Source organism: Mesorhizobium sp. M0626, assembly GCF_040320665.1.
In the GTDB taxonomy this organism is placed as follows: domain Bacteria; phylum Pseudomonadota; class Alphaproteobacteria; order Rhizobiales; family Rhizobiaceae; genus Mesorhizobium.
The window spans coordinates 104386-130383 of sequence record NZ_JAMYQD010000012.1 but is presented as its reverse complement, the minus strand read 5'-3'; the positions used below and the strand labels follow the sequence as shown (position 1 = coordinate 130383).

At 60.2% G+C, this 25998-nt stretch carries 27 protein-coding genes and 1 pseudogene; 9 read left to right on the top strand and 19 right to left on the bottom strand.

Annotated features, from left to right (window positions below; genetic code table 11):
* Positions 1–24: 24 nt before the first annotated feature.
* The 9 genes from NKI37_RS16990 to NKI37_RS16950 all read right to left on the bottom strand — a co-directional run bounded on the left by NKI37_RS16990 (position 25) and on the right by NKI37_RS16950 (position 7410).
* Positions 25–495: a hypothetical protein gene (locus NKI37_RS16990; protein ID WP_352788813.1), complete on the bottom strand. Its 471-nt coding sequence runs from the start codon at positions 493–495 to the stop codon at positions 25–27.
* Positions 492–797 carry a hypothetical protein gene (locus NKI37_RS16985; RefSeq protein ID WP_352788810.1) on the bottom strand — a complete coding sequence of 102 codons (306 nt, stop codon included), beginning with the start codon at positions 795–797 and terminating at the stop codon, positions 492–494. The genes NKI37_RS16990 and NKI37_RS16985 overlap by 4 nt, the downstream gene beginning before the upstream one ends.
* Positions 778–1200 carry a hypothetical protein gene (locus NKI37_RS16980; protein ID WP_352788807.1) on the bottom strand — a complete coding sequence of 141 codons (423 nt, stop codon included), beginning with the start codon at positions 1198–1200 and terminating at the stop codon, positions 778–780. The genes NKI37_RS16985 and NKI37_RS16980 overlap by 20 nt, the downstream gene beginning before the upstream one ends.
* Before the next feature lie 2 nt (positions 1201–1202).
* Positions 1203–1427 carry a hypothetical protein gene (locus tag NKI37_RS16975; protein ID WP_352788804.1) on the bottom strand — a complete coding sequence of 75 codons (225 nt, stop codon included), beginning with the start codon at positions 1425–1427 and terminating at the stop codon, positions 1203–1205.
* Positions 1424–2200, bottom strand: coding sequence for a hypothetical protein (locus tag NKI37_RS16970; RefSeq protein ID WP_352788802.1), 777 nt, complete (start codon positions 2198–2200; stop codon positions 1424–1426). The genes NKI37_RS16975 and NKI37_RS16970 overlap by 4 nt, the downstream gene beginning before the upstream one ends.
* A gap of 387 nt (positions 2201–2587) precedes the next feature.
* Positions 2588–4975, bottom strand: a complete 2388-nt coding sequence (locus NKI37_RS16965; RefSeq protein ID WP_352788799.1) for a phage NrS-1 polymerase family protein — start codon at positions 4973–4975, stop codon at positions 2588–2590.
* Between the two features lie 215 nt (positions 4976–5190).
* The gene (locus NKI37_RS16960; RefSeq protein ID WP_352788796.1) at positions 5191–5385 is read right to left on the bottom strand and encodes a helix-turn-helix transcriptional regulator; all 195 of its coding nucleotides are present in this window, start codon (positions 5383–5385) and stop codon (positions 5191–5193) included.
* A gap of 258 nt (positions 5386–5643) precedes the next feature.
* Positions 5644–6942 (bottom strand): tyrosine-type recombinase/integrase, encoded by a 1299-nt coding sequence (locus tag NKI37_RS16955; RefSeq protein WP_352788793.1) that lies wholly within the window; start codon positions 6940–6942, stop codon positions 5644–5646.
* A 306-nt stretch (positions 6943–7248) separates the two neighbouring features.
* Positions 7249–7410: a hypothetical protein gene (locus tag NKI37_RS16950; protein WP_023691300.1), complete on the bottom strand. Its 162-nt coding sequence runs from the start codon at positions 7408–7410 to the stop codon at positions 7249–7251.
* A gap of 185 nt (positions 7411–7595) precedes the next feature.
* On the opposite strand from NKI37_RS16950, the gene NKI37_RS16945 reads away from it, so the two are divergent.
* Positions 7596–7787, top strand: a complete 192-nt coding sequence (locus NKI37_RS16945) for a DUF3606 domain-containing protein (protein ID WP_023668952.1) — start codon at positions 7596–7598, stop codon at positions 7785–7787.
* Between the two features lie 347 nt (positions 7788–8134).
* On the opposite strand, the gene NKI37_RS16940 is transcribed toward NKI37_RS16945, so the two are convergent.
* Positions 8135–8857: a hypothetical protein gene (locus NKI37_RS16940; RefSeq protein WP_352788790.1), complete on the bottom strand. Its 723-nt coding sequence runs from the start codon at positions 8855–8857 to the stop codon at positions 8135–8137.
* Positions 8858–9288: 431 nt separating this feature from the next.
* Between NKI37_RS16940 and NKI37_RS16935 the strand changes: the two genes are divergently transcribed.
* From NKI37_RS16935 to rimO, 6 genes are all read left to right on the top strand, one after another.
* Positions 9289–9678 carry a sugar 3,4-ketoisomerase gene (locus NKI37_RS16935; protein WP_023696117.1) on the top strand — a complete coding sequence of 130 codons (390 nt, stop codon included), beginning with the start codon at positions 9289–9291 and terminating at the stop codon, positions 9676–9678.
* A gap of 64 nt (positions 9679–9742) precedes the next feature.
* Positions 9743–10942 (top strand): FAD-dependent oxidoreductase, encoded by a 1200-nt coding sequence (locus tag NKI37_RS16930; RefSeq protein WP_352788787.1) that lies wholly within the window; start codon positions 9743–9745, stop codon positions 10940–10942.
* Positions 10943–11869, top strand: coding sequence for a glycosyltransferase family 2 protein (locus NKI37_RS16925; protein WP_352788784.1), 927 nt, complete (start codon positions 10943–10945; stop codon positions 11867–11869).
* Positions 11870–11988: 119 nt separating this feature from the next.
* A complete protein-coding gene (locus NKI37_RS16920) occupies positions 11989–12396 on the top strand; it encodes a DUF930 domain-containing protein (protein WP_032889884.1) in 408 nt (135 codons plus the stop codon).
* Positions 12397–12658: 262 nt separating this feature from the next.
* On the top strand, positions 12659–13318 hold the full coding sequence (locus NKI37_RS16915; RefSeq protein ID WP_023668959.1) for a TerC family protein: 660 nt from the start codon (positions 12659–12661) through the stop codon (positions 13316–13318).
* Positions 13319–13458: 140 nt separating this feature from the next.
* Positions 13459–14772 carry a 30S ribosomal protein S12 methylthiotransferase RimO gene (gene rimO / locus NKI37_RS16910; RefSeq protein WP_352788782.1) on the top strand — a complete coding sequence of 438 codons (1314 nt, stop codon included), beginning with the start codon at positions 13459–13461 and terminating at the stop codon, positions 14770–14772.
* 138 nt (positions 14773–14910) lie between these two features.
* Here rimO and NKI37_RS16905 read toward each other — a convergent pair whose 3' ends face one another.
* The 8 genes from NKI37_RS16905 to NKI37_RS16870 all read right to left on the bottom strand — a co-directional run bounded on the left by NKI37_RS16905 (position 14911) and on the right by NKI37_RS16870 (position 23203).
* Positions 14911–15978: a BMP family ABC transporter substrate-binding protein gene (locus NKI37_RS16905; RefSeq protein ID WP_023668961.1), complete on the bottom strand. Its 1068-nt coding sequence runs from the start codon at positions 15976–15978 to the stop codon at positions 14911–14913.
* Positions 15979–16028: 50 nt separating this feature from the next.
* Complete coding sequence (locus NKI37_RS16900; RefSeq protein ID WP_023668962.1) at positions 16029–16949, bottom strand: ABC transporter permease; 921 nt, start codon at positions 16947–16949, stop codon at positions 16029–16031.
* Positions 16949–18073, bottom strand: coding sequence for an ABC transporter permease (locus NKI37_RS16895; protein WP_031193354.1), 1125 nt, complete (start codon positions 18071–18073; stop codon positions 16949–16951). Before NKI37_RS16895 ends, NKI37_RS16900 begins: the two co-directional genes overlap by 1 nt.
* On the bottom strand, positions 18070–19647 hold the full coding sequence (locus tag NKI37_RS16890) for an ABC transporter ATP-binding protein (protein WP_352788773.1): 1578 nt from the start codon (positions 19645–19647) through the stop codon (positions 18070–18072). The genes NKI37_RS16895 and NKI37_RS16890 overlap by 4 nt, the downstream gene beginning before the upstream one ends.
* Positions 19648–19863: 216 nt before the next feature.
* Positions 19864–20841 carry a quinone oxidoreductase family protein gene (locus NKI37_RS16885; protein ID WP_023807406.1) on the bottom strand — a complete coding sequence of 326 codons (978 nt, stop codon included), beginning with the start codon at positions 20839–20841 and terminating at the stop codon, positions 19864–19866.
* Positions 20842–20859: 18 nt separating this feature from the next.
* Complete coding sequence (gene pcsA, locus NKI37_RS16880; RefSeq protein ID WP_023682522.1) at positions 20860–21690, bottom strand: phosphatidylcholine synthase; 831 nt, start codon at positions 21688–21690, stop codon at positions 20860–20862.
* Complete coding sequence (locus NKI37_RS16875) at positions 21687–22301, bottom strand: DUF1326 domain-containing protein (protein ID WP_023755258.1); 615 nt, start codon at positions 22299–22301, stop codon at positions 21687–21689. The genes pcsA and NKI37_RS16875 overlap by 4 nt, the downstream gene beginning before the upstream one ends.
* 14 nt (positions 22302–22315) lie before the next feature.
* The gene (locus NKI37_RS16870; protein ID WP_352788770.1) at positions 22316–23203 is read right to left on the bottom strand and encodes a DUF2182 domain-containing protein; all 888 of its coding nucleotides are present in this window, start codon (positions 23201–23203) and stop codon (positions 22316–22318) included.
* A 95-nt stretch (positions 23204–23298) separates the two neighbouring features.
* On the opposite strand from NKI37_RS16870, the gene NKI37_RS16865 reads away from it, so the two are divergent.
* On the top strand, positions 23299–24510 hold the full coding sequence (locus NKI37_RS16865) for a UbiH/UbiF family hydroxylase (protein ID WP_023714196.1): 1212 nt from the start codon (positions 23299–23301) through the stop codon (positions 24508–24510).
* Here the strand turns inward: NKI37_RS16865 and NKI37_RS16860 are convergent.
* Positions 24487–25450: pseudogene (locus NKI37_RS16860) on the bottom strand (AEC family transporter). The gene NKI37_RS16865 and the pseudogene NKI37_RS16860 overlap by 24 nt on opposite strands.
* Positions 25451–25674: 224 nt before the next feature.
* Here NKI37_RS16860 and hspQ point away from each other — a divergent pair.
* Positions 25675–25998 carry a heat shock protein HspQ gene (hspQ, locus tag NKI37_RS16855; RefSeq protein ID WP_023668971.1) on the top strand — a complete coding sequence of 108 codons (324 nt, stop codon included), beginning with the start codon at positions 25675–25677 and terminating at the stop codon, positions 25996–25998.

Here is a 25998-nt window from a genome sequence, read left to right as displayed (position 1 = left end):
GCCAAGTATACGGGATGGAGCGCATCAATAATAGGGCTGTGGCTGGAATCGCTCGCGGCAGATCGCGTTTAGGATGGCAAACTCGACTGGATGCGCCGCGCGTGCTGCGCTAGTGAAGTAGGAGATGTCGCCAAACGCTTCGTGGTCCGTTCCTGTTGCGGCATAGATCGACCCTTTGAACACTTCGGGAAAGAACGCCGAGTTTGGAAAGCACGTAATAAGCCTCCGCTTCTTGGCTTTCTTAGATGATCGCGGATTATCTCGACTAAGGAAGCTCATCAACTTAAGCAGCCCTAGCCCATCCAAATTGAGCTTGCACCGGTCCATGTCGTAATGCGTCGGACTGTCGGTGACGTCGATACGATCAGCATCAATTGCCAACCAGCTTTTTTGCCGTTTTGGCAGCCTGCGGATTTCCACCACGCTGCTGCGATAAACATCGAATTGAAGCCGAAGAGACGCGACGTAGTAGCAGCCTGATGGTATTTGGTTCATGTGATCATCCCTACATAAACGTCGCGCGCGTTTTCAGTGGTGACGCTAATTGGCTCGCCATAGAGCGCGGTACGAATGGCAAGCGGCAATGTCGGTCTCGTCCAGCCACCTTCGAGCATCGCTGCGTACAGAGCATCCGGCTGCGTGAACTGCTGTCGCCACGTTTGATAAAGCCGGCGCCACTCCGCATAGATGACGCGTTGCTGGTCGTTCAATCTCGCTAGGTCCGGGCCACCACTGTTCCGATGAACAGCAGCGGTGATCGCGTCGATGCGCCGCCACTCATCGCGCCATCGTGCCATTGCCGGCAATCATCTGTTCAAGCTGTTGGATGCGGTCGCGGAGTTGTTCAAGTTCGCCAATTTCATTGAGGCGCGCGACTGTGGCAGCAATCGCCCTTCCCTCTTCGGGTGTGAGATCGCCATTGGCGAGCGCAGTTGCGATGGTTGTTGGCGACATATCGTCCAATTCAACCGGGCGATCCTTGGGTAGAATACGGTTGAGCACGAACACCACCGCTTCCCAATCGCCCTTCTCCAGCTTCGCACGCAATTGCTCAATCGCATCGTCCTTCATGCCGCGAACGGCAGTCAGCGCTTCGTTGCTGATCCTGTTTTTGCTTCCCTGCGGCCGACCCGGATTGTTTGGTGCAAACCGCCCATTTGGCAGATGCAGGACCGTAGATGAACGCTCTGTATCGGACATGCTCAAACCCACTTCACTTTTACGCCCCGGCGGTCCAGCCAGGCGGCTATGTTGGCGGTTGCAGTGAATGAGGTGTTCTGCCCGCGATATGCAGTTGGAAATCCATGGTGTTTGCGCCAGTGGTGAAGCTTCTGCCGCGAAGCGCCATCGAATACCGCGCTCACTTCAGCGGCATTCAGCTTTGCGACGGTCGGCAAATGCACCGTTGTGGGTAGCGGTATGCTCATGCCGCTTTCCCAGTGAGCAGATCGTATGCCGCGTCGTGCGAGAGATCGGTTGCCAGCGCCACAGCGGCGACGATGGAGCGCAAGCTGCCTTCCGCTGCCGCAACGACCTCTCCGCGAGCTTCGTGCCGCTTTAGCGCCTCCGCAGCAGCCTTCTCGACGCCTGGGACGTCCGGACCGCTGGCAGCTGGATTGGCGGCGTTCGGCTGGAGTTGATGGTCTGCCTGCAACCCCGTGATTCGGATATGCGCTTGGATGATGTGCCGGCGCTCGACAACCTGCCAAATGTTGTCATCGACACCATCGAAGAAATCCCGGCCGGCAGCGACCAACGCGCTTGTCTGCTCAACGCTGGCCCGCTCCGCGAATGCCGCTCGCTGCGCAGCCGGCATTGCTGCGAACTTGGCGACAATCATAGGGAAGAAAACCGGATCGCCGGCGCGGTACGCCATTGCCACGCCTCTTGAAGCTTTGGCAGCAGAGGCTTCGGCAATAACTGCCGCCTGTGCTGCCTGATACGGCTTGCCAACTGTGCGGGAAACCATGCCCCGCAAATCTTCTGCGCGAGCGTTGGGTTGCAACCGCTCATTAGCTGCGGCGATCTGATCAGCCAGGACAGGGAACACGTTGGCGAGCGCGGCAAACTGCGGCGCGAAGGCAACGCTCTTGGCGACCGTTTCCATTGGAATGACAGCGACTTGTGGATGGGCCGCGCCGCTGTCGCCGCTGATCGTGAGCAGCGCCGCACGGTCAGTGAGTTGGTAGGAAGACTTCATAGCTCTGTTCCTCATTGGTGACGTGATTTGGCTTTTTTAGCTATGAAGAGGTAAAGTGGTCAATCGCCTATATTACTTTTATACAGATTTTAATCTGATGATGTCGGTATTGTTGTCGGGTATTAATCTGGATAAATGAAGATAGCCGAAATTACTCTTATGACCATTACATCTATTCAACATTGACCATCGCAATCACCGCATTCAGCATCGCAATCGAGACGATGCGGATCAATTCGGTTGGTAAAATGGTTAGTTGGACGAGCATTGCTGCCGATCATCGCAACCATTTCAAAAACTTGGATGCGATATCGAGCGGACGTAACGTCCGTTTGGCCTTCGCCCGCATTCTTCACATTCCTCAAATTCTCCAGTTCTAAAAGGACGCTAAAAAAATCTTCTATTTTCGGTTTTACCAAGCCTTTGGACTGGAGAATTTGAAGGATTTGGAGAAGGAAAACCCTCCCCCTGTGAGCGGAAAGCCGTTTGGGCCTTGGTGATCACATCCGTAACGGCAGCATTGTCCAACTCTTGCCGATCGAGCTGACCTCTCACGATCAAGATCGTTCGGGATTTGAAGTTGATCCATCTTTTCTTGTCGGCAACCTTCATGCCGGCGCGTTCGATGATGTGCCGCATTGCGCCGGAATGTTTAGGCAGATCGTCGCCGACAAAGTCGCGTAGATCGTCGGTCGTAGCGAAATCGCCCGGCCATGCAGCCGCAAATTGCCGTGCTGCCCGATCTGCGGCGCTCTCCATGGCTGCAATAGCCTTTGCCTTGGCTGCGTTCATTGGCGCGCGCTCGCCCGGCTTGAACGTGCTGGTGTCGAGCGTTGCAAGATAATGCTGCACGCTCGCGATGAACGCCGGATGGTTCATGATGCTGTGAAGATATTCAAACCAAGCCGGCACCGCCGGCACCGTTGGATTCTCGATTACGATGACGCGCCGGTCGCCATTGTCGAACGGGAGCGCGTCGAGATGGTTCGAAAAAAGTAACCAGCGGCAACAATTGCGTTCAACATATTGCCTGCCGAATTTTGGATTGATCGCCCTTTCTTCCTCGACCACAGCGCTCTTGAAATTCTCTTGCTGCTGATAGCGCTGCCCCCCGCCTTCCCGAATTTCATCCACCGTGGCGAGTAGCTTTTGAGACAATCGCCCGTTGAACGATTTGTTGAGCAACATTCCCACATCTGCATTCGCGGCCACATAGCCGCGCAAAGCCCGCACAAGCATTGATGCAAGTGTTCCACGTCCTATTCCCGTGGTGGTCGCGATGAACAAATAGTGGGTATGAGGAAGTTCTCCCGGTTTCTGAGCTATATGAGCTAACCATTGCAGGAAGCGGTAGCGCTCGGCGTCGATTGGCACGAGATAGGTTACATGATCAACGAAGGGCTTCGCCCAATCCTCCCAGTTCGAAGGTGGTTCCGAAAATCGCGGCGGCGTCCATAGATTGTATGCGGTTTGACCGCTGCCGGTCGTTTCCAGCGCCCGGCAAATTTCTGGCTGGCCGGGCTGCCACGTCACGACATCAACAGATGTGCGGTTCTGTGATCGACGCCACAATTCAAGCGTCTGATGCCGCTTCAAAACACGATTGCCGTCTTTGTCGATTTTGCCAGTGTCAAGTTCGGTGACACTGGCGGCGTATTCGCTGGCAGCGTCTTCCCTGTTTCGGATAGTCTTGCTGCCGCGATGAATGATTTGCGATCCAAATCCCACGTGAACAAGATCGCGGTGCATTTCGTCCAGCGTCATCAGCGTTGGCAATGGCGCTGTCGGTAGGTCGTCGCCAATTTCCATATTGGCTTGTAGCTGTTGCTCTCGCCGCTCCTTGCCAGTGAAATATTTGCGATCGGGAGCGCCGATAGCGGATGCGATGGTGCGGGCGCGATAGTCGCCACGCTTCTGCCATTTCTCACGTTGGCAGAGCGGCGCAATGGTCATCAGCCGTTCGATACGCGCGGGGTTGCATCCGGTCCACCACGCCAGCGCATTGGCTAAGGCAAGCTCGGCCGCGCTGCGGTCGAACGAGCGCTTAGGATCGGGAAAGAACTTGCCTAGCTCGACCGCATCGCCGCTCCAAAGCGCAGCGAATGGCGGCGCAGTGCCAAGCGAAGCCAGCCCACCCTTGCTGGTGGTAGCGCGCCTTATCAGTTCATCATCATCGGCGGGGCCGGCGTAATCAAGCCGCGCCACGTCTTCCCAATCAACTACGCCAGGACGACCGGATTGCCGATCTGGCACCCAAGAGGCCAAGGCCGGACCGCAATCATCGGGCAGATAAAGCCGCGACCAATCACAACGGCCAAACGCGACAAAGCGGCCTTCGGTGTAGCATTCGAAACGATTACCGTTGTTGGTCCATTTGCGCGCCTTATTCGCAAACGCCATCTTGTTGCCCACGCGAGCGATGCCGTGGAGACCGTTGCCGCTTTGCGATGTTTCCCACGCCGCGCCGGGGAAGATGGCTTGGACGATTGTTTTGGCGTGCGGCAACCAATCCCCTGTGAGCGGATCGCGGCAATCATCAAGATCGATGAACGCGAAAGGATCGTCGGCGGTGAACACGAAACCAATGCCATTGAAGCCACCGGCAGCAGCTACGCGGGCAGCCGTGGCAAAATCTGTCCAGGTGGTCGGATCGGTCGAACTAGCGGTTAAACCGGTCTTTGGATCGAATGGCAGTTTGGCCGGCTTCGGTTCACCCGCTCGCTTCACAAGCCGCCAGACAACGAATTGCTGGTAGGCTTTCAGTGCTTCGGGCACGTCGAAGTTGCCAGCTGGCAGGACTGGAGCTATAGAGGTATTCATTCCTAGAGCCTTTCAGCCCGGCTTTCGCACGTTCGATGCGAGCCGGGTTTTTTCTGGGTGCGGCAGAGCTTTTCTCCGTCGAACCGTGTTCAACTAAGACGCTGATTTCGTCTGATAATTGCGCCTTGAGCGGATCGCGCCGACGCGGCGCTAACCAATTCAACTAGCCATCAGGCCGCGTTCGCTCGTTGCTTCTGCAAATATTCGAGCACATCGGTGCGTAGATAACCGACTTTGCGAGCGCCAATTTTCAGCTTAGGCGGAAAAGCCGGATCGGCCTTTTCGAGACGCTGGCGCGAGGTGTCGGAAATGTGGAGCAAGGCGCAAAGCTGATCGCGCGTGAGTAGGACTAAGGCATCCTGCATGGGTGCGTTCCAATTTATCTAGGAAATTGAAGAGTTTGCAGGCATCCACCTACGAGCACCCTTTTTAAGGGCTGGGCCATCCAGCCCGTGCGGCCCCTCGCGTATCCTCGCTACGGCGCACTTGGCTACGCGTATCCTCGACGCAGCAACCGCAATCGATCACAGCTAGCCATGTTTAGTCAAAAAAAGAATGGCCCGAAAGCCGGGCCATAAAGTAGTTATCCACAGGCAATAATAATCCGTTGTGAACGTCAAAGCCTATGCAACAAACCTTTGCCATTGCTCGCGGTATTCGTTGTCATTTGCGATAGTTAGAAAGTCTGCCCACTGCTGCATTAGTTGTTTGCGGCGTAGAAGACCATCGCCCCTACGATAGGCAGCTATCGTCTTGTCTTTTTGCACATGCGCAAGCGCTTGTTCAACGATGGTGTCAGGGTGAAGGGTTGTTTCTGCGGCCCAATCGCGGAAGCTGGATCGAAATCCGTGAACGGTTAATCCCGGTCGCATTCCTCGCAATTGCTCCAGCATGGCCATATTGCTCAAGGGCTGGTTGCGTCTCGCTCCAGGAAAAACATACGGATGATCCTTGAAGCGGGGCAGCCCTTTCAACAATTCAACTGCGGCGCTGCTCAATGGAATTCGGTGCTCAATCCCGGCTTTCATGCGCTCCGCTGGAATGATCCAAATCGCGTTGCCAAGATCGAATTCATCCCACGTTGCGAGCAGAGTTTCGCTCGTGCGGGTTGCGCATAGGATCGTCAGCACAAGCGCTTTGGCCGAATAATCTGTTTTGTTGCGCAACGCCTGCATAAAGGCCGGCACTTCGACAAAAGCCATTGCCGCATGATGGCCTTTCGATTGTTTGCCTTTCTTACCAAGCCAATGCTCAAGGCAATCTTCCCATTTTGCCGGGTTGGAATGGTCTTTCCACAAGGCTTTGATTTGAGGGTTTGCGCTGCCTAGCGCCTTCGATTTAGCTGCGGCTATGACAGTCTCGATGCGCATGCGCACGCGGGAGGCTGTCTCTGGTACAGCGTCCCAAAGTGGCAGTCGCTTTCCGTGTCGTATGTGCGGCTGCTGCAAGACCGCTAGCACGTCATCAACGTCGATTTCATATGGCAGCTTGCGCCCGATCTTTGGATAGACGTGGGTTTCAAGCGTGCTCGACCACTGCGCCGCGTGTTTGTCGTTGCGCCAGTTGGCGGAGTGGGTTGCGACGTAGTCCCGAGCAACATGTTCAAACGTGTCATCGCACGTGGTCTTGGCCGGCGTAGGCTTTAACGCTGCGAGCGGATCGATGCCGCCTTTCACTTGGTCGCGGTGTTCAATTGCGGCCATTTCCAGCTCTTTGAATTGCCGGTCGTTGATGGGGTCATTGTGTGGTGCTAGTGTCATAACGCGGCGGCAACCGGCGAAGGTGTATCTAAATACCCAAGTAGCTTTGCCAGTCTTTGCCAGTGCGAAACAAAGGCCGTTTCCATGTGACCACAGATTGGCCTGCCCGGCTTTTATGCGGTCGCGCAGTTCGCGGTTAAGAGTGTCGATTCTAGATGCCATTGCGGAGGCTCCTTGGTTGGTGCGGTTGCCCGGACTAACCTTCTTGAAGCCTTCCGCAGATTTGTTGGCTAGCTATGGCTATCCAAAATCGAGCGAAATCAACAGGTTGGCTGCTAGTGACTAGTCAGGACTAGGCACAGAATCGGCCACTCCCTCCGCCAGATATTTGGCTATCGTGCTGAATTGCCTCTGTATTTTCAAAGAGGGCCAAATCTTTCCTAATATTCCTAACTTCCTAAAACGAAGAAGCCTGCCACCGCGAGGCAGCGGGCCAGCGTTAGCGCAAACGTTGCGCCAGCCTCAGGATCAACGTTCGTCCTGGCGATAGAGCCGTTTGGTCGCGCGGTCGCTTTCCATGCGTTCTGCAGGACCACGGTGGCGTCGGGTCATAAGAACGTATGCCATCAATAGGGCCAGCAACAGTGGCCCACCAGCAACGACGATCAACCACATCACACTTTCAAACATGAGGCATCTCCTTCACGTCACAACCGTCAAGGAGAAGAACCGTTCCGTTCAAAGTTACAGCACACCAGCACCTCCTGCGACTGAGGGTCGTTTTCCCATGTGACCGTTTCGGAAATCCGGGCTCCGCTGCAACAAAAGGCTGCGGCTGCACGTTGCGGTTGATCATTCAACCAGGAGCAAAGCAAATGGCCGACGACAAAACGAAGACGGACTTCCGCGATCGGGACCGCGTCTCTGCCGATGAGGATTATGAAGTCGAGTATTTCGCCACCAAGGCCGGCATCACCCCGCAGCAGGTCAAGGAATTGATCGCGAAGCACGGCAACCGACGCGAGACGCTGGAGCGGGAAGCGAAGGCTCTGGGGAGCGGTAGGTAGGCCGGCATGCCAGAGTACCAGGTGGAAGAGTGGCATGGAGAGGAGTGTGTCTCAACTCAGGCCACGAGCGCCGATGATCCGTTATCTGCGGTAGAGAAGGTAACGGGCCAAAGGGTGTCGCCTAGAGCGCTTCAGGAGCATTGGTTTCGTGTGGTCGATGAAGATGCGCGAAGCACGCATGAATTCAGCCTTGAGGACGGCGGCGCGGCTGCAGATTTCGCAAAATAGCCATCACCAGAATCTCGGACCTGCATTGGGACCAACGCTGCAGACAGGCGAGAAAGGTGCAGCCGCCGGGCGGACCCGACGGCTTATCGTCGATTGGATCGCTGCCGCCGCATGGGGCCTTAAGGCGCGGCCGGCGCCAGCTTGGCGGCTACTTGGTCGATCTTGTCGGCAAGTACGCTATTGGCCCAATCTGTCACCTCAGGGTCAACGGGCTTGTTGGCCATTTGGGCAAGGGCTGCATCGATCGATGGGACGTTGGCAGCGGCAGCTGTGGCGGCGGTCTGAGCAGCGGCCGCATCCTGGGTGGCGTCATCGAGCGCTGCCTGTGCTGCATCGAGGTCGGCCTGCGTCGGGACATCTTCGGGCGGGGTATTCGGGTCAGCCGCTTTCGCATTCAGCGCGTCGAGCGCCGCTTTGGCGTCGGCAACCGCCTGATTAGCGGCATCGAGCGCCGATTGAGCGTTCTTGGCTATTGCCGACTGTGTCACAAAAGCCTGCACGCCAGCGAAGTTCTTGCTCTTGGAGTGCATAAAGGCGTTGGCGTTGCGCTGCAGTGAGTTCAATCGGCCCACCTTGGCATGGATATTCTTTTCCTTGGACACTGAACCGGTAGCGGCCTTGGCGACCTGGCCCTTGGCGGATGCCGACTTGCCGAGCGAACCGCCGCCTCCGCCATTGCCGCCAGCATTACCGTTTCCTCCGCTATTGCCATTGCCATTGCCGTTACCGTTACCATTGCCATGGCCGTTACCATGGCCGTTGCCACCAGCAGCAGCCAGGGCCGGCGACACCAGAAGCGAGAACACCGCAAATGCAGCAAAAAGGGTCTTTCGGGATGTCATAACTACCTCCGAGATTGCCACCGCCACTAACCGCTATAGCGGGCAACATGAGGAATCGCTAACACAAAGGGTAAACTTGGATATAGCTGTGCTTTCATTGCGAGAACGAAGCGGCCGGCCGGCGAAACGCCAACCAGCATAACTCTTTGAAATTGCTGAAGTAGATCACCCTCGTTGGGACCGGCCGGCCTTCCGAACTCAAAGGTCCTAGACCGCTCGGACCAAGGTCTTAAGCCGTGGTTTCGGCCGCGACTCAGAAGTCGTGACGGCGCGGCGACCTTCGGTAGTCGGCACCGTATCGGCCTGAGGCCGAGCTCGACATCGATCCGCTGCTGTGTCCCAAAACACCGCCTAAGTGGTTGTATTCTCTGTCTTTTGATATAAGCGCTAGTCTGAGGTAAATTTCGACCGGCATCTGGCGGGCTTACGTTATGCAGCATCGAACGTTCTTTGGCGGCAAGGTCACCGAGATCCCCACTTCGTTACATTGCGATCCCAGGGGAATGCTGACCGCTATCGAGTTCAGCGGTTACAATTTCCAAGCCGTGCGGGCGTTCGTCGTCACCGCGCCGCGCGGCACGTCGCGGGGCGGACATGCACACGGCTCGGGCCGGCAATTGATGATGCAGCTGTCGGGCGAGATCGGCATCGAATTTCGCTATCAGGAACAGATCGAACGGCTGACGCTCACCGCATCGAACCGCGCGGTGCTGGTCGATGCCCCGGTGTGGGCGCTGCAGACCTATGAAGGCGAGAACCCGTCTTTGCTGGTTTTCTGCGATACCGAATACGACCCTGAAAACTACGTATCGAACCCCTGATGACACTCATCGGGAAAGGAGAGGCCGCGATGCGCGCCAGGACATGACAGCGCCTCGCGGCAGAATGGCTATTCTCGGCGCCGGCATCATGGGCGCCAGCCTCGCTCTCATGATGGCCCGCAGAGGCTACGCGGTGTCCCTCTTCGACAAGGAGAGCGAGCCGATGGCCTGCGCCAGCCGTTGGAACGAGGGCAAGATTCATCTCGGCTATCTCTACGGGAACGATCCCTCGCTGCTGACCGCCCGGCATCTGCTTTCGGGAGGACTGTGTTTCGGCAGGCTTGTTTCCGAGCTGATCGGAAGCAATCTGGAAGCGCACACGACCTTTTCGGAAGACCTTTATCTGGTCCATCGCAACTCGATCGTCGCTGCCGAGGCGCTGGGGGCGATCTTTGAACGTGTGGATGTATTGGTGCGCAGCCACGCTGACGCCACCAGCTACCTTGCCGACGTATCGGCGGCGCGATCGAATCGGCTTTCCAAAACTGAATTGGCGGATGTCACCAACTCGGACCAGATCGTCGGGGGCTTCCAGGTGCCGGAGCGATCCGTCAACACGCGATGGGTTGCCTACCGGCTTTGCGCGGCGCTTCGGGGTGAACCCAATATCAGCTTGCGGATGGCGTCCAAAGTCCTGTCGGCACAGCCGGTGGACGGAATTGACGGGAAATGGCGCGTGGCGGTCGCAGGCGAGAAAAGTGAGGCGTTCGACATCGTCGTCAATTGCCTTTGGGAGGGGCGGCTGGCTGTCGACCGCACGGCCGGCATCGAGCCGGTTCCCGGATGGTCGCACCGCTACCGGCTTTGCCTGTTCGGCCGCACCAGCCAGCCTGTCGATGTGCCGTGCGCGGTCGTCGCCCTTGGCCCGTTCGGCGACATAAAAAACTATGACGGGCGCAACTTCTATCTCTCCTGGTATCCGAGCGGGTTGCTTGCGGAGAGTGGCGAATTGTCGATCGAAACGCCACAAGCGCTCGATGCCGACGCACGACAGCGGTTCATCGGCAACGTTCGCGCCACGCTCGCCCGGTTGGTGCCCAGTGTTTCCAGCATGTTCGACGATGCCGAGGAGCTTGAGGTACGCGGCGGCTTCGTGTTTGCGCAAGGGCGTGGTTCGCTCAGCGACCCGAAAGCCACGATCCATCGCCGCGACCAATTCGGGATCAACCGCCTGGGCAACTACATCTCGGTCGACACAGGTAAATATTCGACGGCGCCGTGGCTTGCCGACAGGCTGGCGCGGCAAATCTGCGGGATCGAGTGAATGGGTGAGACAGAACAGGGCGGCGCGAAGCAGGTAGCGCGGAAACAAGTCGAGCTTCGATCCGGCTGGCGGCCGAAGGTCACCGCGCTGGTGCCATGCTACAATTCGGCGGCATTCATTTCGCGTACGCTGGACAGCCTCGCCGCGCAGACCTGGGACAATATCGAGATCCTGGTCGGCGAGGACAATTCGACCGACGCGACATTCGAGATCATTTCGGCCTTCGCCGTCGGCCGCGACGATGTCCGTATCCTGCGCCGGGACAAAAACCTGGGATGGCTGAAGAATTCCAACGATCTGATGGCCAATGCCAGCGGCGAATTGATGTTCTTTGCCTTCCATGACGACGTCATCGATCCAACCTATATCGAGGCGCTGGTGCGGGCGCTCGATGCCAATCCCGAGGCGGTACTGTCGTTCAGCGATGTCGAAGTCATCGAAGTCAGCGGCGAAAGTGCTACGTGGAAGTTCGACCTGCTGGAGGGCTTGCAGGACGGTTTTGCGCGTGGCCGGGTGATGGCGCGCACGCCGCATGGATGGTGGGTTCCCAATCGTGGGATATTCAGGGCCTGGGCGTTCCACCGCAGCGGCGGGATCAAGCCCAACAGCCAAGGCGAATTCAGCGCCGACTGGACCTGGCTTCTGCATCTGTCGCTGCTCGGCGGCTTTGTCCGCGTGCCGCAAGTGCTCTGCCACAAATACTACCGAGCGGGCAGCATCAGCCGGCGCTGGGAACGCAACAGCACCCAACGAAGCGCATTGAGGGCGGCGGGGATAAGGGAGGTCTGGCACAGCGAGGCCGGCCTTGCACAGAGAACCTTCCTCGCTGCCTATATCGCCTTGCGGCCGTGGCGGTGGGTGCCGCGATCGCGAGAAGCGGAAAGACGGCGAAACAGGCTATCGGTGCATGGCAGCCCGGACAAATAAGAATGGCGCCGGCGACGTGTCAAAGCGGCTGCGTCAAAACCCCCTGCCCGGCCAACGGCGATTTCCGGGCACATCCGGCTGCCCCAAAATGGCACTCCGGTTGATTTTTCACGCGAGATATGGTCGTTCTCCCGCCCATGAAAAAACTGTTCCTTGCGGCGCTGGCTTCGGTGACGCTGGCCTGGCCCGCCCACGCGATGGACGCCGCCCTGCGCGCCGGCCTGCTGAAACTCGACCCGGAGACCCGGCTGGAGCAGAGATGCGACGCCGAAGTGCTCGACCGCATCAGCCATGACGACCACAAGTACAAGGCAGACCGCGTCGTCGCCTACGCCTTCGCGACGCCGGAAATGAAAGCCGATGCCATCCGCAGCCCGGGCGCTGCCTTCCGCAGCAAGGGGCAGTGGTACCGGCTGAAGTTCAAATGCGAGACGGCGCCGGACCATATGGAGGTCCTGCAGTTCCGTTACCGCATTGGCGACGAGATTCCGGAAGCCGACTGGGCGAAGTACAATCTCTACGACTGAATTCGCTGCGACCAGAATTCTCTCTGGCAGAACGACCTTCCCTATTCCCGTGGCTTTCAGCGTCGGCCGTTAGAGCGGTTCAGCTTTTTATAGAGCAGCTGACCCACTCTAACTCTTTGTTTTTGCATGATTCCGGACGGAAAACCGCTACGCACTTTTCCTGGAATTGCGCCGGCAGTCTCTTGACGCGCGGGAACCATACACGTTAGGGCGTCGGCATATCCGACGACGAACACGCCGATACAGCAAGGGGCTCCGGTCGATGGACATTTTCAGCGCTGCAAGCATGACGGCCCTCCTCCAGGTCATCGCCATCGATCTGGTGCTTGCCGGCGACAATGCCATCGTCATCGGCCTTGCCGCCGCCGGCCTGCCGGTCGAGCAGCGCAAGAAAGCCATCCTGATCGGCGTGTTGGCGGCGACTGTGCTGCGCATCCTGTTTGCCGCCGTCACCGTCAAGCTTCTTGCCATTGTCGGCCTGCTGCTGGCCGGCGGCATCCTTTTGTTGTGGGTGTGCTGGAAGATGTGGCGCGAGCTGCGGACGTCGCATGCCGACGAGTTCGAGGCGACCGAGGCGCTGTCCGATTCCGACCTCAACAGCGACAGAACGGTGGGTGGCAAGGCGCCGCGCAAGACGCTCGGCCAGGCGGCCCTGCAGATCGTCGTCGCCGATGTTTCGATGTCGCTGGACAATGTGCTGGCGGTCGCCGGTGCGGCGCGCGATCATTTTCCCGTGCTTGTCATAGGCCTGGTGCTGTCGATCGCCTTGATGGGCTTGGCCGCGAGCTTCATTGCCAAGCTGCTGCATCGCCACCGCTGGATCGCCTATGTCGGCTTGCTGATCATTCTCTACGTCGCGATCGATATGGTCTATCGCGGCGTTGTCGAGGTCTGGCCGCATGTCAGTCCTGTGGTGAGCTGACGCTGCCGGTCCCACAGCTTCTGTAGCAGCATGGGTATCTGCCGGAGGCAGTGGTCGCGTTCGCCGCAGCCGCTGCCCATACCAATGCCGCAATAAGTGTGGTACTGGCCGCCGATCCCGAAAAACCCGGATGTTTTCTCATGTCTGCGCCTCGCGTCAGTTTCGTCAGCCTTGGATGCCCGAAGGCGCTTGTGGATTCCGAGCGCATCATCACGCGCCTGCGCGCCGAAGGCTATGAGATCGCACGCAAGCATGACGGCGCCGACCTTGTCGTCGTCAACACCTGCGGCTTTCTCGACTCAGCCCGCGACGAATCGCTCAACGCCATTGGTTCGGCGCTTTCGGAAAACGGCCGGGTGATCGTCACCGGCTGCCTCGGCGCCGAGCCGGACGTGATCCGAGAGAAGCACCCCAACGTCCTCGCCATCACCGGCCCGCAGGCCTATGAGAGCGTGATGGCCGCGGTGCATGAGGCGGCGCCGCCCAGCCACGATCCCTATATCGACCTTCTGCCGCCGCAAGGCGTCAAGCTGACGCCGCGCCACTACGCCTATCTCAAGATTTCCGAAGGCTGCAACAACCGCTGCACCTTCTGCATCATTCCCGCACTGCGCGGCGACCTCGTCTCGCGCCCGGCGGCCGATGTGCTGCGCGAGGCCGAGAAGCTGGCCAAGGCCGGGGTCAAGGAATTGCTGGTCATCTCGCAGGACACCAGCGCCTACGGCATCGACATCAAGTACCAGACGTCGATGTTCGGCGACCGCGAAGTGCGGGCGAAATTCCTCGACCTGTCGGAGGAGCTGGGCAAGCTCGGCATCTGGGTACGCATGCACTATGTCTACCCCTACCCGCATGTCGCCGATGTCATCCCGCTGATGGCGGATGGAAAAATCCTTCCCTATCTGGACATCCCCTTCCAGCACGCCTCGCCGCAGGTGCTGAAGAACATGCGCCGTCCTGCCCATGGCGAAAAGACGCCGGAGCGCATTCGCGGCTGGCGCGAGGTGTGCCCGGATCTGGCGATACGCTCGACATTCATCGTCGGTTTCCCCGGCGAGACCGACGAGGATTTCGAGATGCTGCTCGACTGGCTGGACGAGGCCAGGATCGATCGCGCCGGCTGCTTTAAATACGAGCCGGTCCGCGGCGCCCGCTCCAACGATCTCGGCCTCGAACAGGTGCCGCAGGAGATCAAGGAAGCGCGCTGGCATCGCTTCATGCAGCGCCAGCAGAAGATCTCGGCGACGCAGCTGGCCAAGAAGGTCGGCAAGCGCCTGCCGGTGCTGATCGACGAGGCGCATGGCACGTCTGCCAAGGGCCGGACAAAATACGACGCGCCCGAGATCGACGGTTCGGTGCATATCCAGTCGCGCCGCCCGCTGCGCCAAGGCGACATCGTCACGGTCAAGATCGACCGCGCCGACGCCTACGACCTTTACGGCTCGGCGGTTTAGAAAATTACCAAAAGGGCGCCTCCCGGCGCCCTCGGATTTTTGGCCCAGCCCTCGGCGCGGTTTCGCAGTCGAAGCGTGCAGCCCGCGAAGTGAAAAAGGGCGCCGGGCGGCGCCCCTTCTCTTTTGCGTTTCCGATACTTACTGCGGCAACTTGTCGTCGACGCCCTTCACATAGAAGTTCATGCCGAGCAGCGTGCCGTCGTCGGCTACTTCGCCGTCCTTGAGCCACGGCGTGCCGTCCTGCTTGGCGACCGGTCCTGTGAATGGGTTCCAGCCATCTGCGATTTTCTTGGCGGTTGCCTCGGCCATCGCCTTCACATCGTCCGGCATGTTGGTGAAGGGCGCCAGCTTGACGGCGCCGTCCTTGATGCCGAGCCAGACATTGTCAGGCTTCCAGGTGCCGTCGAGCGCCGCCTGAACGCGGCTGATGTAATACGGCCCCCATTCGTCTGTCAGCGAGGTCAGCTGCGCGTTCGGCGCGAACTTGATCATGTCGGAGGACTGGCCGAAGCCGTGCAGCTTGCGCTCTTCCGCCACCTGCAGTGCCGCAGTGGAATCGGTGTGCTGGACGATGATGTCGGCGCCCTGGTCGAACAGCGCCTTGGCCGCGTCGGCTTCCTTGCCCGGATCGAACCAGGAGTTCACCCAGACGATCTTGGCCTTGAAGTTCGGGTTGACCGACTGCGCGCCGAGCATGAAGGAGTTGATGCCCATCACCACTTCGGGGATCGGGAAGGAAACGATATAGCCGGCGACCCCTGCCTTCGATTCCTTGGCGGCGATCTGGCCGAGCACGTAGCGGCCTTCATAGAAGCGCGCATTGTAGATGCCGAGATTGTCAGCGGTCTTGTAGCCGGTGGCGTGCTCGAACATCACTTTGGGGAACTTCTTGGCGACCTTCACTTCCGGGTCCATGAAGCCGAAAGAGGTGCCGAAGATGATCTTGCAGCCTTCGCGCGCCAGACGCTCGAAAGCGCGGTCGGCATCGGGACCTTCCGAGACGTTCTCGAGATAGGCGGTTTCGACCTTGTCGCCGAGCGCCTTCTCCACCTCGAGGCGGCCTTGGTCGTGCTGGTAGGAATAGCCGAAATCGCCGATCGGGCCGGTGTAGACCCAGCATGCCTTCAACTTGTCGGCGGCCTGCGCCGACGCCGCCAGTGACATGGCGGCGGTCGTGGTCATCAACGCGATAAACAGTTTTTTCATTGTGTTACCTCTCTGAGTTTAGCCTTGGAGCTTCCCGTTTGTTTTTGTTGTCAACGATCCGGAACGAATGGCTGCCCCAAGGAAGCCGGCGTGTTCATCATCGTCAGACGCTTGTTGCGCGAGATTAGAACGAGAACCACGACGGTTGCCAGATAGGGCAGAGAAGAAAGCAGCTGCGAAGGCACCGGAATGCCAAATGCCTGTGCATGAAGCTGGCCGATCCAGACCGCGCCGAAGATGTAGGCGCCGGCCAGCACGCGCCACGGCCGCCAAGAGGCGAAGACGACCAGCGCCAGCGCGATCCAGCCGCGGCCCGCGCTCATGTTCTCCACCCATTGCGGCGTGTAGACCAGCGACAGGTGGCCGCCCGCAAGGCCGGCGCAGGCGCCGCCGAAGATGACCGCGAGATAGCGGTAGCGGATGACTTTGATGCCGAGCGCATGTGCCGATGTGTGGCTGTCTCCGATCGAGCGCAGGGTGAGGCCGGTGCGGGTCTTGAACAGGAACCACATGACGGCCGCCGTCAGCGCGATCGAGATGTAGAAGATTGGGTCCTGGCCGAACAACAGCCTGCCGACGACGGGAATGTCGGTGAGCACCGGAACGTAGAGGTTTGGCAGCCGCTCGCCCGGCTGGCCGACGAAGCTGGTCCCCATCATGCCGGACAGGCCGAGGCCAAGCAGCGTCAACGACAGGCCGGTCGCCACCTGGTTGGTGGCGAGCGACAGCGTCATCACCGCAAACAGCAGCGAGAACACGGCACCCATGGCGATTGCCGCCAACAGGCCGATCCAGGGCGATCCCGTGAGATAGCCGGCGCCGAAGCCGCCGACGGCGCCCATGATCATCATGCCTTCGACGCCGAGGTTGAGCACGCCGGAGCGCTCGACCACGAGTTCGCCGATTGCCGCTATTAAAAGCGGCGTTGCCGCCGTGGCGATGGTCAAAAGGATGTTGACGGCGATGTCCATCAGCGGGCTTCCTTCAACTTCGGCGCGGCTTCAAGCTTCGCCGCGCTTTTCGTCAGCGCCATGCCGACCAGGCGAATGCGGTAATGGATGAGCGTGTCGCAACCGAGCACGAAGAACAAAAGCATGCCCTGGAACACACGCGCCACCTTGTCGGAAATGCCGAGCGCGCTTTGCACCGCCTCGCCGCCGAGATAAGTCAGCGCCAGCACCAGGCCGGCGGCGACGATGCCGAGCGGATTGAGCCGGCCGAGGAACGCCACAATGATCGCTGTGAAGCCGTAGCCGGGCGAGATCACCGGTTGCAGCTGGCCGATGGCGCCGGAGACTTCCGAAATGCCGGCAAGCCCGGCCAGCGCGCCTGACAGCAGGAAGGCGAAGAAGACCATGCGGTTGAGGCCGAAGCCGGCGAAGCGCCCTGCCCTCGGGCTGGAGCCGAGCACGCGGACCTCAAAACCCTTGAGCAGGCGGCTCATTAGCACCCAGATCAGCACGGCTGCAACAAGCGCGAAGACAAAACCCCAATTGGCACGGCCGGCGTCCGGCATCAGTTCCGGCAGGACCGCCGAGTCGTTGAACTGGATCGTCTGCGGAAAACCATGGCCCTGCGGATCGCGCCAGGGGCCGCGCACCAGCCAGTCGAGGAAAAGCTGGGCGACGTAGACCAGCATCAGGCTGGTCAGGATTTCGTTGGTGCCGAAGCGCGTCTTTAGGAGAGCAGGGATTGCCGCATAGGCGGCGCCGCCGACCATGCCGAACAACAGCATCAGCGGCAGCACAAGCGGGCCTTCGAACCCGGGAAACAGCACCGGAATGGCCGAGCCGAAAATGCCGCCGAGGATGAACTGTCCCTCAGCGCCGATGTTCCAGATGTTGGCCTTGTAACAGACCGACAGGCCGACCGCGATCAGGATCAAAGGTGCGGCCTTGATCGCCAGTTCATGCAACTGCCAGACCTGGCTGATCGGCTCGATGAAATAGATCTCGAATGCGCTCAGCGGGTTGACGCCGAGCAACGCGAACAGAACCGCGCCGGCGATGATCGTCAGGGCGAAGGCGATGAAGGGCGACAGCGCGGAAAACAGCATCGAGCGCTGCGGGCGTTTGACGAGTTCGAGGCGCATCATGCCGTCTCCAGACCATGTTCGGCCTGGCCGGGCTCGGCGCCGCCCATCAACAGGCCGATCTTTTCGAAAGTTGCCTCGGCGATCGGCAGCGGTTTCGACAATTCGCCATTGTGCATGACCGCGATCGCGTCCGAAATCTCGAACAGCTCATCGAGGTCCTGGCTGATGACCAGAACCGCCGAGCCGCTGCGCGCCAGTTCGATCAGCGCCTGGCGGATGTGGGCGGCGGCACCGGCGTCGACGCCCCAGGTCGGCTGGTTGACGACCATGACGGCAGGGCTGCGGTCGAGTTCGCGGCCGACGATGAATTTCTGCAGATTGCCGCCCGACAGGGCCGCGGCTTCCGGATCGGGCGCGCTCTTGCGCACGTCCATCGCCACGATGATGCGCTGGGCGGCGGCATAGACCGCACCGCTTTTGACCGTGCCGCCGGCGCCGACAAAAACCTTGCCGTCGGTGGCGTGCCGCGACAGAAGCAGATTTTCCGAAAGCTTCATGCGTGGCGCCGCGCCATGGCCGAGGCGTTCTTCCGGCACGAAGGCAGCGCCCATCAGCCGCCGGCCTGTGATCGAGAGCGAGCCGGCATCCTTGCCGCGGATGCGCACGGATGCGGCGTCCTGCTGCAGCACCTCGCCGGAGACGGATTCGACGAACTCGCCCTGGCCGTTGCCGGCGACACCGGCAATGCCGATCACCTCGCCGGCGCGCACAGTGAGGTTGATATTCTTCAGCGGGATCGAAAACGGGGTTGCCGGCTTGCGGCTGAGGGCGCGGATTTCGAGCAGCGGCTGCGCGGCCTCGATGCCTTCGGCCGGTGCGCGCACCACGGCCTTCACCTCGTTGCCGACCATCATGCGGGCCAGCGACGAAGCCGTTTCCTCGCGCGGGTTGCAATGGCCGACGACCTTGCCGTGACGCAGCACGGTGGCGCGGTCGCAGATGCGTTTGACCTCTTCCAGCCGGTGCGAAATGTAGAGGATGGATTTGCCCTCCGAGCGCAGGCGCTCAAGCGTTTCGAACAGCTTGTCGGCTTCCTGCGGCGTCAGCACCGAGGTCGGCTCGTCGAGGATGATGAGCTGCGGCGTCTGCAACAGGCAGCGGATGATCTCGATGCGCTGGCGTTCGCCGACCGAGAGATCGCCGACCAGCGAGTCCGGATCGAGCGGCAGGCCATAGCTGAAGGAAAGCGCCCTCGCCTTGGCCGCGATCGAGCTGATCGGTGAGCCGTCATCCAGAGACAGAGCGATATTCTCGGCCGCGGTCAGCGCCTCGAACAGCGAAAAGTGCTGAAACACCATGCCGATGCCGAGCTTCTTCGCCATGCCCGGACTGGTGATCCGCACCGCTTCGCCGTTCCAGAATATCTCGCCGGAATTGGGCTCCAGCGAACCGAACAGCATCTTGACCAGCGTCGACTTGCCGGCGCCGTTTTCGCCAAGCAGCGCGTGGATCTCGCCCTTGGCGATGTTGAGGTCGATATGATCGCACGCAGTCAGCGTGCCGAATATCTTGGTCAGGCCACGAACCTCAAGCAGGTTCGCTCCATCATGATCTGCACTCACAGTGCCTCCCATCCGGTTTCCGGATATGTTCTGTGTTCCCGCCAACATCGTATGCGCTGGCCGCTCTCGTGCGAAAGCAGCACCCACCTTGAAAGAGCTTCAAGAATTTCAGCGGAAACTCAAGGGGTAAAGATAGGCCCGTTTCGCACAACAAACCGACCGACCGGTTTTTCGTGCAAACAGTGCCTGGGCGCCGCGGCAAAGCACTGAAAGGAAGGCAAACCTCCGTCAGGGGATCAGTATTGTCGTACCCGTGGTCTTGCGCCCTTCGAGATCGGCTTGCGCCTTGCCGGCGTCCTTCAGCGCATAGCGCTGGTTGATCTTGATCTCGACCGCACCGCTCAACACCACATCGAACAATGCCGCGGCGGAGATTTCGAGGTCTTCACGCTTGGCGTTGTAGACGAACAGCGTCGGCCTGGTAGCGAACAGCGAGCCCTTCTGCGCCAGCAGCGACATCGAAAATGACGGGATCGGTCCAGAGGACTGACCGAAAGAGACGAACATGCCGAGCGGCTTCAGACAGTCGAGCGAGGCCGGGAATGTGTCGTTGCCGACCGAATCGTAGACGACGTCACATTTCTTGCCGCCGGTGATGGCGGCGACGCCGGCGACGAAATCCTGCTCCTTGTAGTTGATGACATGGTCGAAGCCATGCGCCTTGGCGAGCTCGATCTTGTCGGTTGAGCTTGCCGTGCCGATGACGGTGCCGCCGAGATGTTTTGCCCATTGTCCCAGGATCAGCCCGACGCCGCCGGCGGCGGCATGAAACAGGATGGTGTCGCCTGCCTTCACCTTGAAGGTCCGGCGCAACAGATACTCCGCCGTCATGCCTTTAAGCATCATGCCGGCGGCCTGTTCGTCGCTGATGCGGTCCGGTACCTTGACCACGCGGTCGGCGGCGACAATGCGCTGTTCGGCATAGGCACCGACATTGACGGCATAGGCGATGCGGTCGCCCGGCTTCAGCCAGTCGATGCCTGCGCCGACCTCGAGAACCACACCTGCCGCCTCGCCGCCCGGGATCAGCGGGAAGCCGCCGGGCGGCGGATAGAGGCCGATGCGGTGATAGACATCGATGAAATTGAGGCCGATCGCGGTGTGCCTGACCAGGATCTGCCCGGCGCCGGGTTGTCCCGGATCGGCGTCTTCATAGGTCAGGACTTCCGGACCGCCATGGGCGTGGATACGGATTGCTTTGGACATTTGTGGGCTTTCCTGCGGTCAGGCTTTCTTAGTGTCCGGCTTGGCGCCGAGTTTGGGGAAGAACTGCATGATACCGCCGATGCAGGCGAGGTAAAGTCCGGTGATGGTGATGCCGACCTTGGTAAAGACGCCGACCTGTTCGCCCAAAACGCCGATCTGGTCGTAGAAGGCGGCAAGGGCCGCCTGCGCCAGCGCCAGCGCACCGAAAGCACACCAGAGCAGCGTCATGCCAAGATTAATTGGCCGCAGCCGCACCACCCGCACGGGATGAATGAAGTTGATCGGCACGAAGGTGAGGATGCCGGCCGCCACGACGACGCCGAAGGACACCCACTGTCCCGGCTCGATGACGAACAGCGTGAACACGACCATGTTCCAGACCACCGGAAAGCCTTTGAAGAAGTTCTCCTTCGTCTTCATTCCGGTGTCGGCATAATAGATGGCGCTGGACACCACGATGATGGCCGCCGACAGGAAAGACAGCCCTTCGCCCATGAAGCCGCGCTGGTAGAGCGCGAAGGCGGGGATCAGCACATAGGTGACATAGTCGATGATGTTGTCGAGGAGTTCGCCCGACCAGGTCGGCAGGATCTCCTTGACCTCAAGCTTGCGCGCGATCGGCCCGTCTATGCCGTCGACGAACAGCGCCAGCCCCAGCCACCAGAACATCGCCGTCCAGCGTTGCTCGCTTGCCGCCACCAGAGACAGGAAGGCCAGGAACGAGCCAGACGCGGTCAACAGATGCACCGAGAATGCCCGCGCCTGCGGCCAGGTGACCTTTTTCTTCGGCCTCGGAATCCGGTCGGTGATCTTTTTGGCGGCGTTTCTGGCCGTTGTGTTCTTGCTCACGGGCCCCGCCAATCCAGTTTGCAGATTTCGGCCGAGCGGCCGGCAAAGTTCCAGTTGCGGCCGAAAGCCCGCATCTTGCTCTTGTCGGACCTGGCCACGATGATCTCCGGCGCGATCCAGTATTCCGAGTTGCCGATCACGGTATCCTTCTCGCGATCCTTGCCGGGAATCGGTGTGACCACCCCGTCGATGATCTTCGGTATCTGGAAAATACGGGTCTTGTCACGCGTCTCGTAGGTGATCGGCACCTGCTCGACACCGAGGAACTTGCCGACAAGGATCGACAACAGCGAGGTGGTTCCGCCGGCCTTCCCGGTGAAGATCCTGGTCAGCGCTTTCACCGCATAGACGGAGGCTTGCTTGTCGATGAACAGGCCTGCGGTCCAGTTGCCGCGGCTCATGTAGCCGGGGATTTCCATGACCAGACCGAGATTGAGGCCGGACAGGTCGACCTCGCCGAAATGGCCTGCGTCGATGCGGAAGCCCGCCCAGGTCTGGCAATAACCCTCCGTCGGCGGATGGCTGCCAAGCGACAGTACGCAAGGACAAAAAACCGTGCAATTGCAGGAGAGTACGAGCTCTCCTTTCATTGCCCAGCCTTGCTCTGCCATGGAATTATCCCCCGTCATGCCGAGACTACTAGCAGGGCGACTGCCCAGACAAGCAGTATCGCACCGGCCACTCGGGTTGGAAGGCTGGCGGTGGTCTCTTTTTCGATCAAGGTGAACAGGCCGATCAGCGCCATCCAGAACACGTTCATCGCGCCGACGGCAAACATCACCAGCATCAGCGCCCAGCAGCAGCCGAGGCACCACAGGCCCTGCTTCAGCCCTAGCCGGAAGATGCCACCCGGCTCCGCGCTCCAGTTGGAAAACAGTGTCGAGAACGGGTTCCGGCATTTTGTCAGGCAGGCCTGCTTGAGGCTGCTGAACTGGTAAAGGCCGGCAACCAGCAGCGCGGCCGCCGCGGCAAGGCCGCTCACCGGATCGAGCAATCGAGCGGAGGACGCAAATGCGTGGACGAGCAACGTCAGCACCGCGAAGCCGATAGAGGCGACAAGCCATGTCGAGAGGTAGCCGGCGACCAGGACCAGCGGGTGGGCCACCGGCTCGCCCTTGATGCGGGCGGTGTCGGCGATTTCACAATAGGTACGGATCATCGGCGCCGCCGACGGCAGCATCGTCGCCACGGCCATCAAAAACCACATCACGATCAGCGCCAGAACCGGTGCGCCGCCGGCATCAAGTGGTGCGGGCATCAGGCACATGCCGAAGAAGCGGTCGAGGACATCCGGCAGCGGCAGTTGCGGCAGATATCGCAGGACCACATCGCCTGGTACGCCGGGGAGCCGGCCTTCGGCGCCGCGGATCGCCATGGCGCCGAGAATGAACCAGGCGAGCAGAATGCCGCCGACGATGGCGATGTTGACCGTCAGGCGGGGGCTGCGGGCCAGGCTTGCCGTGGCGCGGCCGGCGCGGTCGAGATGGCTGAAATCGTCCTGCTGGCCGGTCATGACAACCGAATGAGCCTAATCGCCGCGTTGATCAAGCCGCATGGTCTGACCTATATCCATGGGTAGACACCTGCATCGCAAACTGGAAGTCCAATTTGGATCATCGCGAGACAGCACGGATACTGGTAGCCGGCAGCGGCCCTGCCGGACTGATCGCGGCGCTCGGTTTCGCCGAGGCGGGCTTTCCGGTAACCCTGGTCGGACCCGAAGCAGGCGGGCCCGATGGCCGGACCACGGCGCTGATGAACCCTGCTCTCAAGGTTCTCGATCGGCTGGGCGTGCTGGCCGAACTTGCGCCGAAGGCCGCGCCGCTGAAGGTCATGCGCATCGTCGATGCGACCAGCCGGCTGATCCGCAGCCCGGTGGTGACTTTTCGCGCCATAGAGATCGGCGAGGAGCAGTTCGGGCTCAACCTGCCCAACAGTGAGCTGAACCCGACGCTGGCCAAGTCCGTCGCGGCACATTCCGGCATCGAATGGCTGACGTCGATGGTCGAGAGTTGGCGTCTGGACGCCGATCAGGCGCATGCCGTTTTGGCTGATGGCCGCGAAGTCTCGGCCTCGCTCGCGGTCGCTGCCGATGGGCGCCTGTCGCCGGCGCGTGAGGCGGCGGGCATAGTGGCCTCGGTGCGATCCTACCGCCAAGCGGCGCTGGTGCTGAATTTCGGCCATCGCAGCGAGCATGGTTTCACCTCGACCGAGTTCCACACAGAGACCGGGCCGTTCACCCAGGTACCGCTGCCCGGCAACCGCTCCAGCCTCGTCTGGGTGGTGAAACCGGAGACGGCGAAGGACCTCGCCGCACTCGATGACGTGACACTTTCCGAGCGTGTCGAGCAGCAGATGCAGTCGATGCTGGGCCGGGTGTCGGTTGAGCCCGGCCGACAAATTTACCCGCTTTCAGCGGCATCACCGGGGCGCTTCGCGCAAAACCGTGTGGCGCTGGTCGGCGAGGCTGCACATGTGTTCCCGCCGATCGGAGCCCAAGGTCTCAACCTCGGCATCAGGGACGTTGAGGATCTGATTGGAATCGCACGCGAAAATCGCGGCGACCCTGGCGCCGCAAGGGCTTTGGCCGCCTATGATTCCAGGCGCCGTCCCGACGTTCTGGCGCGTTCGGGCGCGGTCAATCTGCTTAACATGTCGTTGCTGTCGGACATGTTGCCGGCGCAGATGGCACGCAGCGCCGGCCTCAATGTGCTCGGCAGTTTCGCGCCGCTGCGCGCCTTTTTCATGCGCGAAGGCTTGAGGCCGGGCAGCGGCTTTGCGGCGCTTACCGGCGGTTCAGGGAAACAGGTCCGGCGGTAAGATGCCGTGGCGGATCATGTAGAGCAGCCCGGTCACCGTCAGCACCGAGAGACAGGTGGTGATCATGACGCTGGCCGAGGCGCGTTGCACCCAGACGCCATATTGCTGGGCGATGACGAAGACGTTGGTTGCAGTCGGTAATGCCGCCAAAAGCACGGCTGAAAAAACCCAGATTTCGGAAAAGTTCCCGATCCAGCTCAGCACGACGTAGCAGAGCGATGGATGCAGGATCAGCTTCAGCGCCGCGATCGACGCCAACTCATGCGGCACGCGGTTGAGGGGCCGGAGCGCAAGCGTCACGCCCATGGCAAACAGGGCGCAAGGGGCGGCCGCCCGAGACAGATATTCGAGCAGGCGATCGACCGGCTGCGGTGGGTGAAAGCCGAGATAGGCGGCGCCGACGCCAAGCGCGGTCGCGATGATGAACGGGTGCAGGACGATTTTCCTGACTACGCCGAGGATGAGCCGCCACGGCGATGTCTTGTCGTCGCCCGACAGCGCCATCATCATCGGCGCGATGGCGAAATGCATGATATTTTCGAAGCAGAAGATCAGCGCAACGGGGACCGCCGCTTGTTCGCCGAAGGCGAGCAGCGCCAGCCCCGGCCCCATATAGCCGATATTGCCGTAGGCCGCGGCCAGCGCCTTGATCGTCGACTGGGCGATCTCGCCGCGCGACGCCGTCGCCGACCATACGAAACATGATCGAGAAGATCGTGTAGGTGGAAAATACCGAGCCGAAGATGAAGCGCCATTCCGTCAACTGTTCGAACGGCGTGCGGGCAAGCAATTGGAAGAACAGGGCAGGAAGCGCGACATAGACGATGAAGGTGTTCATCCAGCCAAGCGCTTCCAGCGGCTGCCTGGTCATGCGCGCAACCAGAAAGCCGATGAAAATCAGCCCGAAGAACGGAATAACAAGACCGACAATGTCAGACATTTTTGCCCTGGCCCGAAACCCCGGGACCGGGCTAGCCCGTAGCTTCATCGGGCGTCAAGCGCTTCGGCATTGAACTGACACGCCATCTGCGCCAAATAAAGCCTGATCCCAGACCTAAGTCGGGCTCGATTTTTGGCCACGGCGTGTGTAAATTCAAAGTCTTAGAGCGCTCTTCGCACATTCGAGGGGACGCCGGGCGCTCTAGAGGCTTAGTGGTGAGTATGATGAAAACGGCCAAATTTTCGATCGGACAGGTGGTTCGTCATCGGCTGTTTCCGTTCCGCGGCATCATTTTCGATGTCGATCCGCAATTTGCCAACACCGACGAATGGTACGAAGCCATCCCGGCCGACGTGCGGCCGCGCAAGGACCAGCCGTTCTACCATCTGCTCGCCGAGAATTCGGAAACCGAATACATCGCCTATGTCTCCGAGCAGAACCTGCTCGAGGATCAATCGGGCGAACCGGTCCGGCATCCACAGATCGGCGAGATGTTCGACAAGCGGCCCGACGGACGCTATGAGCCAAAACGCCAGTCGAGACACTGA